This is a genomic window from Bacillus sp. FSL R7-0166 (genome assembly GCF_038008935.1).
In the GTDB taxonomy this organism is placed as follows: domain Bacteria; phylum Bacillota; class Bacilli; order Bacillales; family Bacillaceae; genus Bacillus; species Bacillus altitudinis.
This window is the reverse complement of the sequence record NZ_JBBPAC010000001.1, coordinates 1,010,583-1,026,154: the sequence shown is the minus strand read 5'-3', so window position 1 is coordinate 1,026,154 and position 15,572 is coordinate 1,010,583. Positions and strand designations below refer to the sequence as shown.

General features: G+C 40.7%; 14 protein-coding genes. 8 read left to right on the top strand and 6 right to left on the bottom strand.

Features of this window, described 5'->3' with window-relative positions; genetic code table 11:
* The first annotated feature begins 258 nt into the window (after window positions 1-258).
* A complete protein-coding gene (locus NST01_RS05210) occupies window positions 259-495 on the top strand; it encodes an IDEAL domain-containing protein (protein ID WP_008348804.1) in 237 nt (78 codons plus the stop codon).
* 58 nt (window positions 496-553) lie between these two features.
* Here the strand turns inward: NST01_RS05210 and NST01_RS05205 are convergent, their stop codons facing one another.
* Window positions 554-1,414, bottom strand: a complete 861-nt coding sequence (locus NST01_RS05205; protein WP_341041615.1) for an SDR family oxidoreductase — start codon at window positions 1,412-1,414, stop codon at window positions 554-556.
* A 142-nt stretch (window positions 1,415-1,556) separates the two neighbouring features.
* Between NST01_RS05205 and NST01_RS05200 the strand changes: the two genes are divergently transcribed.
* The 4 genes from NST01_RS05200 to NST01_RS05185 all read left to right on the top strand — a co-directional run bounded on the left by NST01_RS05200 (window position 1,557) and on the right by NST01_RS05185 (window position 6,655).
* A complete protein-coding gene (locus NST01_RS05200; protein ID WP_341041613.1) occupies window positions 1,557-3,089 on the top strand; it encodes an FAD-dependent oxidoreductase in 1,533 nt (510 codons plus the stop codon).
* 25 nt (window positions 3,090-3,114) lie between these two features.
* A complete protein-coding gene (locus NST01_RS05195; protein ID WP_370539267.1) occupies window positions 3,115-4,476 on the top strand; it encodes a globin-coupled sensor protein in 1,362 nt (453 codons plus the stop codon).
* A gap of 61 nt (window positions 4,477-4,537) precedes the next feature.
* Window positions 4,538-5,122 (top strand): histidine phosphatase family protein, encoded by a 585-nt coding sequence (locus NST01_RS05190; RefSeq protein WP_007497198.1) that lies wholly within the window; start codon window positions 4,538-4,540, stop codon window positions 5,120-5,122.
* A gap of 387 nt (window positions 5,123-5,509) precedes the next feature.
* Window positions 5,510-6,655, top strand: coding sequence for a serine alkaline protease SapB (locus NST01_RS05185; RefSeq protein ID WP_341041612.1), 1,146 nt, complete (start codon window positions 5,510-5,512; stop codon window positions 6,653-6,655).
* Window positions 6,656-6,700: 45 nt separating this feature from the next.
* Here NST01_RS05185 and NST01_RS05180 read toward each other — a convergent pair whose 3' ends face one another.
* A complete protein-coding gene (locus NST01_RS05180) occupies window positions 6,701-8,038 on the bottom strand; it encodes a M48 family metallopeptidase (protein ID WP_341041610.1) in 1,338 nt (445 codons plus the stop codon).
* Window positions 8,039-8,215: 177 nt separating this feature from the next.
* Between NST01_RS05180 and NST01_RS05175 the strand changes: the two genes are divergently transcribed.
* Window positions 8,216-8,632, top strand: coding sequence for a hypothetical protein (locus NST01_RS05175; protein WP_007497192.1), 417 nt, complete (start codon window positions 8,216-8,218; stop codon window positions 8,630-8,632).
* A 203-nt stretch (window positions 8,633-8,835) separates the two neighbouring features.
* On the opposite strand, the gene NST01_RS05170 is transcribed toward NST01_RS05175, so the two are convergent.
* The 3 genes from NST01_RS05170 to NST01_RS05160 form a co-directional block, all read right to left on the bottom strand.
* Window positions 8,836-10,389: a fatty acid--CoA ligase family protein gene (locus NST01_RS05170; RefSeq protein ID WP_008348843.1), complete on the bottom strand. Its 1,554-nt coding sequence runs from the start codon at window positions 10,387-10,389 to the stop codon at window positions 8,836-8,838.
* Window positions 10,390-10,561: 172 nt separating this feature from the next.
* Window positions 10,562-11,551: a lipoate--protein ligase gene (locus NST01_RS05165; RefSeq protein WP_008348846.1), complete on the bottom strand. Its 990-nt coding sequence runs from the start codon at window positions 11,549-11,551 to the stop codon at window positions 10,562-10,564.
* 2 nt (window positions 11,552-11,553) lie between these two features.
* Window positions 11,554-12,297: an MBL fold metallo-hydrolase gene (locus NST01_RS05160; RefSeq protein WP_045034874.1), complete on the bottom strand. Its 744-nt coding sequence runs from the start codon at window positions 12,295-12,297 to the stop codon at window positions 11,554-11,556.
* A 155-nt stretch (window positions 12,298-12,452) separates the two neighbouring features.
* On the opposite strand from NST01_RS05160, the gene yhfH reads away from it, so the two are divergent.
* Window positions 12,453-12,590, top strand: coding sequence for a protein YhfH (gene yhfH / locus NST01_RS05155; RefSeq protein WP_008359029.1), 138 nt, complete (start codon window positions 12,453-12,455; stop codon window positions 12,588-12,590).
* A gap of 339 nt (window positions 12,591-12,929) precedes the next feature.
* Window positions 12,930-14,219, top strand: a complete 1,290-nt coding sequence (locus tag NST01_RS05150) for a cation:dicarboxylate symporter family transporter (protein ID WP_341041608.1) — start codon at window positions 12,930-12,932, stop codon at window positions 14,217-14,219.
* A 32-nt stretch (window positions 14,220-14,251) separates the two neighbouring features.
* Here NST01_RS05150 and NST01_RS05145 read toward each other — a convergent pair whose 3' ends face one another.
* Window positions 14,252-15,301: a M42 family metallopeptidase gene (locus NST01_RS05145; RefSeq protein ID WP_024720001.1), complete on the bottom strand. Its 1,050-nt coding sequence runs from the start codon at window positions 15,299-15,301 to the stop codon at window positions 14,252-14,254.
* Window positions 15,302-15,572: the final 271 nt, after the last annotated feature.

Here is a 15,572-nt window from a genome sequence, read left to right as displayed (position 1 = left end):
TTTAGATACTATTAATCTATCACCAACGTATAAGAAACGACAGGATTTTTTCAATATTTATTTAAAATTATCTTTTTATCATGTTTTTTAGTACATTCGATCTATCTAAAAGCCATTTTTAAAGATATATCGCATCTTGTCGACTGGACAAGGGGTGTCGATATGGCTCAAAAATAAATTGTCTAAAAATTATAAATTCTTGTTGATTTTTTCTCCGCCAATCCATATACTATAAAAAAGGCATCGGGGGGATTCTTTATGAAAGAGAAAAAAACGTATGCTGAGCTCATGAAGTCCCGCAACACCCAAAAAACCGAAGAGAATGGCGTTACTATTTTAGACATTTATATTCAAATGGTTTTAGATGAGGCGCTTTATAAACAGCGCTTAACCTTCCTTAGAGAAGAGATTGACAAGGCGCTAGATCAGCGTGATGAAAAACGTTTTAATGACCTGTCAGCTCAATATGCAGAACACTGCTTACATCAATCATGATGATTTTACTTGCGGCAGAGAGACAGAAACTTGTCTCTTTACCGCAAGTTTTTTGTTTTTATCCATTTAATATGGTTCCGCCATTCACATGAATCATTTGTCCATTTATATAAGAAGAGTCTTCGCTCGCTAAAAATAAATAACTCGGCGCTAACTCTACTGGTTCACCAGGCCGCTCCATTGGGACATCTCCACCAAATTCAGACACTTCCTTTTCCGTAAATGTGGATGGAATCAGCGGTGTCCAAATCGGTCCAGGCGCTACCCCATTTACCCGAATCCCTTGTTTGATAAGAGATAGAGATAATGATCTTGTAAACGTTACAACCGCCCCTTTTGTCGATGAATAATCAATTAAGGTTTCATGACCTTTATAAGCAGTGACCGATGCTGTATTAATAATACTGCTTCCTTTCTTTAAATGAGGGAGCACCGCTTTTGTTAAATAGAACATGGCAAATATATTCGTTTGAAATGTCCGAAGAAGCTGGTGAGAGGTAATCTGTTCAATGCTTTTTTGCGGATGCTGTTCACCTGCGTTGTTGACCAAAATATCAATCGAACCGAAAGCATCTTTTGTTTTTTTGACGACCTCGTTTGAAAAAGCTTCATCCCCTAGGTCACCTGCTATTAAAATGACGCGTCCTCCCATCTTTTCAATATAGTCCTTCGTTTCTTCCGCATCGCGATGTTCATTCAAATAAACAATTGCTACATTGGCTCCTTCTTTCGCAAATAAGACAGATACTGCTCTTCCAATCCCGCTGTCTCCACCTGTGACAATCGCCGTTTTCCCTGTCAGCTTTTTGCCTTGCACCTCTCGATCAAAGATAGGTCTAGGGTTCATTTTATATTCAAGTCCTGGACGTTCGTTCTGATGCTGAGGCGGTAACGTTTTCTTTGGCTGCTTTGTTGACACGTCAGTCCACTCCTTCCTTTTTATCTCGTTTATTTTTATGTGTTGCTCATTTTTTTATGTATTTCGCTCTTGTTTCCATTAAAATGTATGATTTTCAGCATCGTGGAAAAATTATACACAACAAGTGACTGGAGGCGACAACATGGAACAAGAACATAAAGGATCGGAACAAGCAAAGTCGTTATGGCTAGCTGATAGTGAGAAGCCCTCTTTTCCTACTGTCAGCGAAGATCTTACAGCAGATGTCATCATTGTCGGTGCCGGTATTACAGGTATCGCTACTGCATTTGAGATGATAGAACGCGGGCTGGATGTCATCATCATAGATGCTGATCAAGTATTGCAAGGAACCACCGGACATACAACAGCGAAAATTACCTCCCAGCATGATGTTTACTATCATGAGCTGATTCAGCATATTGGTATGCCGAAAGCCCGTTTATATGTAGAAGCAAATGAAAAAGCAAAGGAGCTCATCCAAGCACGTGTGAAAGAGTATGACATTGATTGTCAGCTTGAGGTAAAAGATGCTTACCTTTATACAACAGAAGAAAACGGCGTCAAAAAGTTAAAGAAGGAATTAGATGCGTATAAACAGCTCGGTATCGATCGCGAATGGAAAACAGCGCTCCCGTTTGATGCTGGCATCAAGGCAGCCCTCGCCATGACGCAGCAGGCACAATTTCATCCTCTTCATTATCTTCATGCACTGATCGATCAGCTCATTGACCGAGGCGTGCGCATATTTGAACAGACAACGGCAGTCGATGTAAAAGAAGGAAAACACCCTGCTGTCATCACAAAAAGTGGCCATCATCTGATGGGGCGCTCTATCATTTCATGCTCACACTTTCCTTTTTACGATGGCAAAGGACTGTATTTCACTCGAATCCATCCTGAGCAATCTTATGTCGTCGCAGCCAAAACAAAAAAACCGCTCCCAGACGGCATGTACTTAGGAATTGATCAGCCTGCCCATTCATTAAGAACGGCGAGATTCCATGGAGAAGATGTCGTGCTCATCGGTGGACAAGGTCATAAAACCGGACAAGGCGGAGATGAATCCGCACACTATGAAGCACTAGAAAAGTTTGGTGAAGCCACCCTTGGTATAACGGAAGTCCTTTACCGCTGGTCCACTCATGATATGGTCACAATGGATCAAATCCCTTACATTGGCCGCCTGACATCACATCATTCGAATATTTTTGTGGCAACAGGCTTTAGAAAATGGGGCATGACCACAAGCCACGTAGCAGCGACACTGATCGGAGATTTGATCGAAGGAAAATCGAATCCTTACGAATCCCTCTTTACTCCATCAAGACTCGTGTCAGACGCATTCGTAAAAGACTTTATCAAAGAAAACACCAATGTTGCAGCAAAGCTGATCAGCGGTAAATTAAAGCGAGCTGATCAAACAATTGATGATTTAAAACCGGGTGAAGGCGGCATTGTATCTTATGAGCACAAAAAATGTGGCGCTTTTAAGTCAGAGGACGGCGATCTCTTTCTTGTCGATACAACCTGTACTCACTTAGGCTGCGAAGTCGCGTGGAATAATAGTGACCGCACGTGGGACTGTCCTTGTCACGGGTCTCGTTTCTCCATTACGGGAGAAGTAGTAGAAGGTCCGGCGAAAAAACCACTAAAAAGGTCATATAAAGAACAGTAAAATTTCACTGTTTCCCCTTTAAAAAATCCAATATTATCCGATAAAAAACATAAAGTCTGATATTTTTGATGATCATGGGGGGACAAACACATTGTTATTTAAAAAAGAGAGTAAAAAGAAAAACACTGCTTTTTTCACACAGCAGGATGATGGGATAAAACGAATCAATTTTCCGGAGAATACGGACATTGCCAAACAAATTAAAATGATTGATTTGACGCAGCAAGACCTTTTTATCTTGAAACAGCTGAATCCAATCGTTCAAGATGAAATTGAACATATCGTCGATAAATTTTATAAAAACCTAGAAGTCGAGTCTTCCTTGATGCACATCATTCAAGATAACAGCTCAGTCGAGCGTCTAAAGAAAACACTACGCATTCATATTAGTGAAATGTTTGCCGGTGTGATTGACGAATCTTATGTGGCCAAAAGAATTAAAATTGCACAAGTTCATTTAAGAATTGGGCTTCAACCTAAATGGTATATGGCAGCCTTCCAAGACCTATTGCTATCCATTATGGATTTATTTGCCCAGCATATCCAAGATTTCAAAGAATATCAGACGGCAGTGAAGGCGACGACGAAAATTTTAAATCTAGAGCAGCAGCTTGTCCTAGATACGTTCCAAAATGAATACTCTAAAGTTCGTGATGAAGCAGAACTACAGCAAAAAGAGCTTCATACAAAAATTACAGAAACATCTAATTCACTTGCTTCTCTCTTCTCAAACACAACAAATGCAGTGGACAAACTTGTATCAAAATCTGATGAGATGGCGGATATGTCACAGGCTGGCACAAAGATTTCTGCACAAGTTGAAGAGAAATCAATTGGCGGTAAAAAAGAGTTAGAAATTCAGCAGACGCAAATGAACCAAATTGACGGCAGTATGACAAAGATTGAAACAGAAATTAAACGCTTAGAAGAAATTGCAAAACAAATTGAACAAATTTTTGGGATCGTCACAGGTATTGCGGAGCAAACGAATTTACTATCTTTAAACGCTTCAATCGAATCAGCTCGAGCAGGTGAACATGGCAAAGGCTTTGCTGTCGTTGCAAACGAGGTTCGCAAATTATCAGAGGATACAAAGAAAACGGTTTCAACTGTATCTGAGCTCGTCAACAACACAAATTCACAAATCGCCATTGTGTCACAGCATATTGCTGATGTGAATTTACTTGTGACAGACAGTAAAGAAAAAATGACCCAAATCAACTCGCTATTCGATGATATCGTCAGCAGCATGAACTTAAGCAAAAACCAAAACGGAAAAATTGAAATAGATTTGCAAACATTCCTAAACGAATTGAAAGAAGTCAAACAAACAGTGTCCCAAGTGGCAAGTTCGGTCGAGTCCTTAACGAGTCTGACAAATCACTGATCCAGTCATTCTTCTTCTGTTTTAGTATAATAGAAGAAAAGATAGAAAAGGCGGGATTTGATTGACAGCAATTTGCCTAGTCAGACACGGAGAAACCGATTGGAATGCAGCAAAACGAATTCAAGGACGAACAGATATCCCTTTAAATGACACTGGTAAATGGCAAGCGGAACAAACCGGTCTTTACTTAAAAGATGCCCACTGGGATGTTGTCATTTCCAGTCCGCTATCAAGGGCAAAAGAAACAGCTCATTTGATTTTACAGCATGTACATGCACCGCTCGTGATCATGGACGATTTTATTGAACGTGACTATGGCGACGCTGAAGGCATGTCATTTGAGGAACGTCAGAAACTGTTTCCAAATAAACAGTATCCAAATATGGAACCACTATCGGCACTTCAAGATCGAATGCTAGAAGGTATCGAAAAAGTGAGAGCAACCTACCCAGATCAACGGGTACTAATCGTAGCACACGGTGCTGCCATCCATGCCTTACTCACCTCACTAGCTGACGAACAGATGGGTATTAAGGATACAAGACTTGAGAATGCCTGCTTAAATTATGTGGAATGGACAGATGGTGAATGGAAGGTGAACGATTACAACGTGGTCAGCCATTTAACACAATCTGCCCCTTCTTAAAGAACCTGTTTTCATAACAGGTTCTTTTTCATGTCAAAAATAATGATAAAATAATATTTTTTTATATCGAAATTCGAAATAGATGATAGCCTTTTCTACCTATTTTATAGCATTTCGGGTATCGAATGTTTATCCCCAAATAGATCATGAGAAAAAAAGCACGATTCCTTTTTAACAGAAAATCTTTGAAGACACACAATAAACATATTTTACCATCATTTCCAAGCGACTTAATTCCCTATTTTCCGCTAGGACTTCCACAAAAATTCAGGTCTACTCTTATTTGCCTACCTCTATTAAACTGAAAATACAGAATAATCAAACGGATCATTCTTATAGACTACGGATGATTATTCTGAAATAAGAAAAAAGGGATGTGGAATGTGCGTGAAAAAGAAAAATGTGATGACAAGTGTTTTATTGGCTGTCCCTCTTCTGTTTTCAGCAGGGTTTGGAGGCTCGATGGCAAATGCCGAGACTGCCTCAAAGACAGAAAGTGAAAAAAGCTATATCGTTGGCTTTAAAGCTTCTGCCACCACAAACAGCTCTAAGAAACAAGCAGTGACACAAAATGGTGGGAAATTAGAAAAACAATACCGCCTCATTAATGCTGCACAAGTGAAGATGTCTGAACAAGCCGCAAAAAAACTTGAACACGACCCTAGCATTGCTTATGTAGAAGAAGACCACAAAGCAGAAGCATATGCCCAAACCGTCCCTTATGGTATCCCTCAAATCAAAGCTCCAGCCGTACACGCTCAAGGTTATAAAGGTGCTAACGTCAAAGTAGCTGTACTTGATACTGGAATCCACGCCGCACACCCTGACTTAAATGTTGCAGGCGGTGCTAGCTTCGTCCCTTCAGAGCCAAATGCCACACAAGACTTTCAATCACACGGAACTCACGTAGCCGGAACCATTGCTGCCCTTGATAACACGATTGGTGTTCTTGGGGTCGCGCCAAGCGCCTCCTTGTATGCCGTTAAAGTGTTAGATCGAAACGGAGATGGACAATACAGCTGGATTATCAGCGGTATTGAATGGGCTGTTGCCAATAACATGGATGTCATCAATATGAGCTTAGGCGGCCCAAGCGGCTCCACAGCGCTTAAAAATGCTGTAGACACAGCGAATAACCGCGGAGTGGTTGTCGTTGCCGCAGCAGGGAATTCAGGTTCCACTGGCTCTACTAGCACCGTAGGCTATCCTGCAAAATACGACTCTACGATTGCTGTTGCCAACGTGAACAGCAACAATGTCAGAAACTCGTCCTCTAGCGCAGGTCCTGAATTAGATGTTTCTGCACCTGGTACATCGATTTTAAGTACAGTACCAAGCAGTGGATATACATCTTATACGGGAACATCGATGGCATCTCCTCATGTAGCAGGAGCAGCAGCGCTTATCCTTTCTAAGTATCCGAATCTATCAACGTCTCAGGTTCGTCAGCGCTTAGAAAATACGGCAACACCGCTTGGTAATTCGTTCTATTATGGAAAAGGATTGATTAACGTTCAAGCAGCTTCTAACTAAAATAAGTGTGACAAAAAATCCGGCTAACTGAGCCGGATTTTTTATTTATTGCTTTTTCGATGTTTCCTCTTTTTTCGATGTTTCCTCTTTTTTCGATGTTTCCTCTTTTTTCGATGTTTCCTCTTTTTTCGCCGCTTTTTCCATATCGATGATTCTCTCCATCATCGTCGGGTGTCCATAGCGGAATATTTTCACTAAAAGTGGCGGATTGACTTGGGAAAGCCCTGATTTTGCAAGCTTTTGAAATGATGTTACCCCCGCCTCTCCATCTTTCGTCAAGTTCACGGCGTATTCATCAGCTGCACGTTCTTGATGCCTTGACACAGCATTTGTGAAAGGAGAAGCAGCAAATGACAGCATAGATACAATGATCAAAAGAAGCGGAAGAGCAGCAACGTCATATGGTGCCTTCAGACGAAATGGAGAAGCGCCTTTTTGGTAAAGGGAAAAATAAAGACGGTCAATGGCAAAAAATCCAACCAGAGACAACACTAAATATCCTGCTAAACCGATATACACATGCTTCATCACGTAATGTCCCATCTCATGCGCCATGATAAATAAGATTTCACGGTCTTTCAGCTTTTGAAGTGTCGTATCCCACAAAACAATACGTTTATTTTCACCAATTCCTGTGACGTAAGCATTCATCGTGTTTGTTTTCTCTGACATGTTGACTTCATATACATGATCTGCTGGAATGTGTGCTTTCTCTGCAAGAGTTAATATCTTTTTCTCAAGCGCTTGATCCTTCAATGGGTAAAAATCATTGTAGAGTGGATCAATAACGACCGGCTGTATAAAGAAGAGAAATAGTGTAACTGGAACGGTTAAACACCAAGCATACAGCCACCAATATTTCCTTTTCTTTTGAATGAGCCAAAAGAACACAATCGCGCATAGAACAAGCAGTGGATATTGAATCCAAAAATCAAGCGTTTGGTCTTTTAGCCAACTTGCTGTGCTTTGTGCTGAAACACCGTAGTACAAGGACAACTGGTAGCTCACCCACTTGACCGGCAATGTGATCAGCATCGTCAAAAGTGACAGCACAAACACATACACAAGTTTGCTCACAAGGTGAAAACGAGCTGCTGCCAAGCTCCAATCTGCTAATTTCCTTGAAAACCCTGAAATGAGCAAAAGGAAAAAGACATACCAATCTAAAGGAATTGTCATAAAGTACAACAGGTTACGAATGTTCGAGTAATTTCCACTGATCAAAAGCTCATGGCTTGTCATAAATGTATGCGGGTCTGCACTTGTCCCTTTCACACTGTCAGGGACAGATGAATCCCCCATTAGAAATAAGTAAGAATAAATAAAAAGACCATACAATATGTATGCTACCGTTGCAAGGGCTATCCATTTGCGTACTCGCACTGGTCAGCCTCCTTTCCATTTCTCTCTCTATTGTAATCACGCACGTTTTTGTTTAGAACCTGTCTCATGTGGCTCCATCATAGCATGCCCTATCTGAAAAAGCTTGAGTGAAAAAAATGATTATGCTGTTCAAAAATCGGAGAAACTAACTATAAAAAAGTGAGTTGGAGGTTCATCATGAAGAAAATCCTTGCAGGAATTGTGATCTTTGGGCTTTTACTGATTACCTTCTTTTATGTGTTCAGCCGGACAAGTGACATCTTCGATGAAAATCGAGCAGAGAAATTATTGCTTTCACCGACGAACCAGTCCATTTCTTATGAAATAGATGATAAAGATACAACTGAGGATCTAATTGAACAATTAAACAAAGGGAAACAAACAAGCAGCCATCTCAAAAAGAATGTAAAGAAGCCAGATTATATCGCCAAGGTCATGTTCGGACGGACAAATGGCACTTCTTTTCAGCTATGGACCAACCGCTCTCAAGTTGTTTTTTTAGTAGACGGCACCTATTATGAATTAAATCAAAAACAGTCAAATTCCTTTCGAAAACAGGTACAAGAAGCGATTCAAAAAGGAGCCTCTTCATAAGAGACTCCCTAGATTGTTGACAAAGGGATAAAATGAACTTGATTTTATCCCCTTGTCTTCTTTTCAGCGTGATAGAAAACCTTTGCAGTCTAGGAGGCGCGGAGCGAATGTGACATTCGTGAGCACCAGCACGCAGGACTGACAAAGAATGCGAGGGTTTGTCTACACGCTGAGGAGCCGCCTCATAAGAAGAGACTCTTTTTTTATTTACTTGTTTCTGCTTGGTACTTATCCTTTAGCGCTCTTCTTAAAATTTTACCAGTCGTGTTTTTTGGAATATCATCAATGAAATGGATCGTTTGGGGCTGCTTATATTTCGCCAAATAGCGTGAACAATGTGTGATGATGTCTTCTTGATTGATGTGAGCATGTTTCTTAGGGGAAATGTAACAGACAACAGCCTCTCCTGTGTTTGGATCGGGCACACCGATGACAACGGCTTCTGCTACAGCTTCATGTTGATAAAGCACTTCTTCTACTTCTCTTGGATAGACATTATACCCGCCTACGAGAATCATATCCTTTTTTCGATCGACGATATAAATATATCCGTCTTCATCTCTTCTCGCCAAATCTCCTGTGTACAGCCAGCCATCTTTCAGTGCTGCTTCTGTGTCTTCTGGCATTTGATAATAGCCTTTCATAATGTTTGGCCCTTTTGCGATCAGTTCTCCGACTTCGTTTGGTCCAACTTCCTCTCCAAGTTCATTCACGATCTTATTTTTCACATTCATAATATCAGTGCCGACCGAGCCTGGTTTTCTTTTTCCATCAAGGGGATTGAATGCCGTCACTGGGGAAGCCTCTGACAATCCATAGCCCTCTAACACCGTGACACCGAACTTTTCTTCAAAACCGTGAAGTAAAGCAACAGGCATGGACGCACCGCCTGATATACAAATCCTCACCGACTTCATCGCTTCCTCATGACCGTCCTGACGATATAAATAGTTATACATGGTTGGAACACCAACAAATAGCGTTGGTTTTTCTTTCTCCATCATTCGTAAAAGCTCTGATGGGCTGAAATGCGGCAGGACATAGATGGTCGCTCCATGAATCAAAGGGGCATTCATACAGACGGTCAAACAAAACACATGGAACATCGGCAAAGCAGCAATCACCTTGTCCTTCTCATCAATTGACAGGTACTCCGCAATGTCTCTTGCATTTGAATATAGGTTAACATGAGTGAGCATTGCCCCTTTTGGTTTTCCTGTTGTGCCAGATGTAAATAAAATAACGGCCGTATCGTCAGGTTGTATGACAGGATGCTCAGTTTCCGGCGCATCTCCAGACACAAGCTTTCCGAAGAAAACAAGACGATCAGATACTTCTTTTAAACTTGACCTGCACGCAGATTCATTTTGTGCACAAATAATGACTCGTTCAATAGATGGAAGCTGTTCATACACCTGCTCGTATATCGGCAGAAGCTGATCCGGTGCAACAATCCCTTTTACATCACCAGTGACAAGCATATAGCCGATTTCACTTGGCGTATATGTTGGATTGACAGGTACAACAACAAGTCCTGCCTTTAATGCACCAAAAAATGAAATCACAAAATGCGGTGAATTTCCTAAAATCAGCGCGATATGATCTCCCGCTTGAAACCCTTCGCTCACTAAACCATCTGCAAAACGTTCGATACTTGTCATCAGTTCTTGATAGGTCCACTTGTTCCCTTCAAAGATCAGTGCGACGTTCTCTCCCTTGGTCATCGCAGTCTGCTCAAGATTTTTGATCAAATCCATTCTCCCACCCCTTATACTTCATCAATGAATGAATAGCCATTCATTTCATGACCAAACATTCCTCCTTTCTATTATAATAGACAATCGAAAAAATTCACAAGATCAAATGTAAACCGCTTTCATCTCTTTCATTAGAAAAAGCACCGCTATCTCTAGCCGTGCTTGTCCTTGCTTAATAAATCAAATCCAGAAAATCTTCTTTTGATACGTTACCAAAATAATGGCGCATATCCATGTCTTCTAATACATCACTAATGGTTTTGCGATCATATTGCTGCCCAATGAGTCGTTTCTCAATATCAGCAATATCCCCTACACCGAAGAAGTCACCAAAAATTTTGCAGTCTTGAATGATGCCTTTTTTCACTTCTAATCGAAGATCAATCGATCCAGCTGGAAAACGCTTAGAGTGCTGCAAGTTAAACTTAGGTGAACGGCCGTAGTTCCATTCCCATTTTTGGTATCGATCACGAGAAATCTCATGAATCTTCTCCCAATCCTTTTCTGTCAGCTGATACTCAGGCACGTCTCCGTTCGTGTCAAAAATATAGCTTAAAAGAATTTTTCTAAATTCTTCTGTTGTCATCTTTTGATCCATCAGTTCACTAATATTCGCAACCCTGCTTCTAATGGATTTGATACCTTTTGATTCGATCTTTTCTTTCTTCACATTTAATGCCGAGACAACATGTTCGATTTCTGAATCAAATAATAGGGTGCCATGACTGAAGATACGTCCTCGTGTAGCAAATTGAGCATTCCCCGAAATTTTACGCCCATCTGCCATGATGTCATTTCTGCCGCTTAATTCCGCTTTGACGCCAAGCTTTTCAAGCGCTTTGATGACTGGCTCGGTGAATTTTTTAAAGTTATGAAAGCTGTCCCCATCGTCTTTTGTAATAAAACTGAAGTTCAAGTTTCCTTTGTCATGGTAAACTGCACCACCGCCAGATAACCTGCGAACGACTTTGATGCCATTGTCTTCGACATATTTTGTATTGATTTCTTCTATTGTATTTTGGTTCTTTCCAATAATAATGGATGGCTGGTTGATGTAAAACAGCAAATACGTTTCTTCTGGATCTAAATATTTTAAGCAATACTCTTCAATTGCTAAATTAATCATTGGGTCATAATGTTGCTCGTTATCGATAAACAGCATCTCTATCTTCCTTCCTTGTTCCATCTAAGCCCTGATTGGGCAAGCTGTATATTGCCAGTATATAACGCCTGTGCTTCATTGACTAGGTCTTTATGCCGACCGAAATGAGGCAGATGGGTGATGATAAGCTCTCCAACATTTGCTTCACTTGCCAGCTTCCCTACTTCAGTGCTGTTCATATGTCCTGCACCCGATCCGTCTTGTCCGGCGTAAAAGTTGCTTTCGGCAATAAGTAAGTCTGCATCCTTGCTAAAAGGGATAAATGCATCTTGATAGCTGGAGTCAGCTGTATACACCACCACAGCCTCATTTGCCTGAATTCTCATCGCATAGCATTCTGCCGGATGAACCGTTTTCAAAAAATCAATTTGAAATGGTCCAATTTGAATGCCCTCTTCCGGGTGATAAGGTTTTGTCTTTGTATGTACATCATCAGAGAGCCGCTGAAATGCTGCTTGATCCCCGGTATGTCCGTAGATCGTCAGCGGACCACTGCTTTTTCCTAAATGATAACCCACTAGCTTCGCATATTGGAGAGGTCCGATATCTGCAACATGATCGTGATGATAATGAGAAAGGAGTACAGCATCTAGTTCTTCTATATCAATGTATTGCTGAAGCTTTGACAGAACTCCGCTCCCGCAGTCGACAAGCAGACGAAAACCATCTGATTCAAAAAGATAACCTGATGTGGCTTCACCAGCTGCTGGAAATCCTCCGTAGCAGCCAATCACGGTTAATTTCATCGTCATATTTCCTCCTTTTCAAAAAATCCCCTTCTTACAATATACCCATTTTTCATAAAAAAAGCATTCTTCTTGCCTATTGTTACAAAACAGATTGACAATTATCAATCTGTTATAATACAATGATAGCAATAAAACGTATTGGAGGATGACAAATGCTAGGAAAAATCACTGAGTTTTTTAGAAATTTGCCTTCAAAAAAATGCACAAAATGTGGAAATGATTTAATGGAACAGCACGAGTGTTACGGTAATGAATGTGAGGAATGCTCACAAGTAAGTTATCTCAAATAAGGAAATAAATAGAATAAAAAAGCACTTTTTTCCTCCTTCGTCAGTTGGAGTCAAAAGTGCTTTTTATTTTTTCTGAAAAATAGGTAAAAAGGTAAAACCCTTGGTACAAAAGGGTTTTTTAGTATTTTCATATGATGACTTTTAGTTCGGAAGGCACTTTTTATTGACTTAAAACAACGAAGGGGGTTCGAAGTGTCCATTTTTTCAAATAATTTTGTATTTTCTTAATATAATTTAATCGTGGACGAACCTCTTTAATTTTAGTTATACTTTAATTCATATATTAAAACTTAATATAATGGGAATATTCCTTTAATGAATATGTTAGGGAGGAAATCTATGAAAAAATTAAAATTTGGATTAGCTACTCAAATCCTAATCGGTCTTATTCTCGGTGTCGTGGTTGGTGCGATCTTTTTCGGTAACCCTGGTGTTGAGACATATTTAAAACCAATTGGAGACTTCTTCTTACGACTCATTAAGATGATTGTCATTCCGATTGTCGTATCTAGCTTAATTTTAGGTGTTGCAGGTGCGGGTGATGGTAAAAAAGTAGGGAAGCTTGGTTTTAGAACCATTCTTTATTTTGAAATTATCACAACGTTTGCGATCATCCTTGGTCTTGTGCTTGCGAACTTTGTTCAACCAGGTGCAGGCGTTGACTTTGGACATACAGAAAAACAGGATATTAGCCAGTATGTTGAAACGGAAAAAGAACAAAGCAGTAAATCAGTTGCTGATACGTTCCTTCATATCGTTCCGACGAACTTCTTCCAATCATTGGCGGAAGGTGATTTGCTTGCGATTATTTTCTTCACTGTATTATTCGCACTTGGCGTTTCAGCGATTGGTGAACGCGGCAAACCAGTGCTCGCCTTCTTTGAAGGTGTGTCACATGCGATGTTCCATGTCGTCAATGTTGTGATGAAAGCTGCACCATTTGGTGTGTTCGCGCTCATTGGTGTGACAGTATCAAAATTTGGTCTTGAATCTCTTGTTTCATTAGGTAAGCTCGTAGGTCTTGTTTATTTTGCGCTCGCTCTCTTCCTTATCGTTGTATTCGGAATTATTGGAAAGATGATTGGCGTCAATATTTTCAGATTTCTTGCTTACATGAAAGACGAAATGCTTCTCGCCTTTAGTACATCCAGCTCTGAAACAGTTTTACCGAGAGTCATGGATAAAATGGAGCGCATCGGGTGTCCAAAAGGAATTGTTTCTTTTGTTATCCCAATTGGTTATACGTTTAATCTGGACGGCTCCGTCTTGTATCAAGCCATTGCGGCGCTTTTCCTAGCGCAGGTATATGGCATTGACCTCACGATCATACAGCAGCTCACACTAATCCTTGTACTGATGGTGACATCAAAAGGAATGGCTGCCGTTCCTGGTACATCCTTTGTTGTATTACTTGCAACACTCGGAACGATTGGTGTTCCTGCTGAAGGTCTAGCCTTTATTGCAGGTGTTGATCGTATCATGGATATGGCAAGAACCGTTGTCAACTTAACTGGTAATGCACTTGCAGCAGTCGTGATGTCTAAATGGGAAGGGCAATATGACCCTGAAAAAGGACACCGCGTGATGACTGGACAAGATGTACCTGAGCCAACACAACTTTCAAGCTAATCAAAAAGAACCCCGATCATGGGGTTCTTTTTTTATACTGTGATTAATTTGCTTTGAACATAGTGGTACAGTAGATTGGCTGTATGAATCAATGAGTCTTCATGGGTTCTTTCAAAGGCATGCGAAGAGTCAATGCCAGGTCCAATCAGTCCATGAATGATATCATGCCCTGCTCGAATCGCTGCCGACGCATCTGAGCCATAATAAGGGTATATATCAAGGCGGTAATCGATCTTATTTGCCTCAGCTAATGCTGCTAAATGTTTGCGCAGACCATAGTGATAAGGACCGCTAGAATCCTTCACACATATCGACACACTGTATTCATCGGTTGATTGACCATCACCGATGGCTCCCATATCAACAGCCAAATATTCCACCGTTTCTTCCGGGATATTCGAGTTCCCACCGTATCCGATTTCTTCATTATTTGAAATTAAGAAATGTGTCGTATGCGGCAATGTGATGTTCTCTGTTTGAATGCGGTGAATCAATCTCAGCAACAACGCCACACTTGCCTTATCATCAAGGTGTCTTGATTTAATAAAACCTGAAGATGTCACTTCCACTCTAGGATCAAATGAGATAAAGTCTCCTACTTGAATGCCGAGTGCTTGCACATCGTCTGCATTTTTCACTTTCTCATCTAAGCGAATCTCCATATTTTCTTGATTTCGCTTCGCTTTTCCAGCATCCTCATATACGTGAACGGACGTTTGATGCATCAGAATGGTACCTGTGTATGTACGACCTGTTACTGTTTCAATTTCACAATACTCGCCTTCTATCGAGTTATATTGAAAGCCTCCAATGAGTGCAAGACGCAGCCGGCCATTTGATTTAATTTCTTTGACCATCGCACCGAGCGTATCGACATGTGCTGTCAACATGCGGTGTTCCTTGTCATCTGTTCCTTTTAGGGTGGCAATTAATCCACCTTTTCGATTTCGCTTCGTTTCAATATTTAAATCTTGTAAAAAACGTTCGACAAAGCCAATCACTTTCTCAGTATTTCCTGATGGACTTGGGATCGACACAAGCTTTTGAATAAGCTGAATCGTTTCATTTACTTCCGTTGTCATTCGGCATATCCTCCTTCATCTAAAAGAAATTCTTTCCAAGCATGCCTTTTTTCAGCATCCTTCTTAAAATATATCGCTTCGGGTTCCTGATGTCTAATTTCTAATAGAAAAACCTTTCTCATGAAAGAGAAAGGTTTCAGATTGTTGACAAAGGGCTAAAATGAACTTGATTTTAGCCCTTTGTCTTCTTTTCAGCGTGATAGAAAACCTTTGCATGCTAGGAAGGACGAGCATCGGGGCGGAGCGAATTTAACATTCGTGAGCACCGAAG

Coding starts and splice junctions, on each gene's coding strand:
- NST01_RS05210 (WP_008348804.1), top strand. CDS start 259: ATGAAAGAGAAAAAAACGTATGCTGAGCTCATGAAGTCCCGCAACACC.
- NST01_RS05200 (WP_341041613.1), top strand. CDS start 1,557: ATGGAACAAGAACATAAAGGATCGGAACAAGCAAAGTCGTTATGGCTA.
- NST01_RS05175 (WP_007497192.1), top strand. CDS start 8,216: ATGAAGAAAATCCTTGCAGGAATTGTGATCTTTGGGCTTTTACTGATT.
- NST01_RS05170 (WP_008348843.1), bottom strand. CDS start 10,389: ATGGATTTGATCAAAAATCTTGAGCAGACTGCGATGACCAAGGGAGAG.
- NST01_RS05165 (WP_008348846.1), bottom strand. CDS start 11,551: ATGCTGTTTATCGATAACGAGCAACATTATGACCCAATGATTAATTTA.
- NST01_RS05160 (WP_045034874.1), bottom strand. CDS start 12,297: ATGAAATTAACCGTGATTGGCTGCTACGGAGGATTTCCAGCAGCTGGT.
- yhfH (WP_008359029.1), top strand. CDS start 12,453: ATGCTAGGAAAAATCACTGAGTTTTTTAGAAATTTGCCTTCAAAAAAA.
- NST01_RS05150 (WP_341041608.1), top strand. CDS start 12,930: ATGAAAAAATTAAAATTTGGATTAGCTACTCAAATCCTAATCGGTCTT.
- NST01_RS05145 (WP_024720001.1), bottom strand. CDS start 15,301: ATGACAACGGAAGTAAATGAAACGATTCAGCTTATTCAAAAGCTTGTG.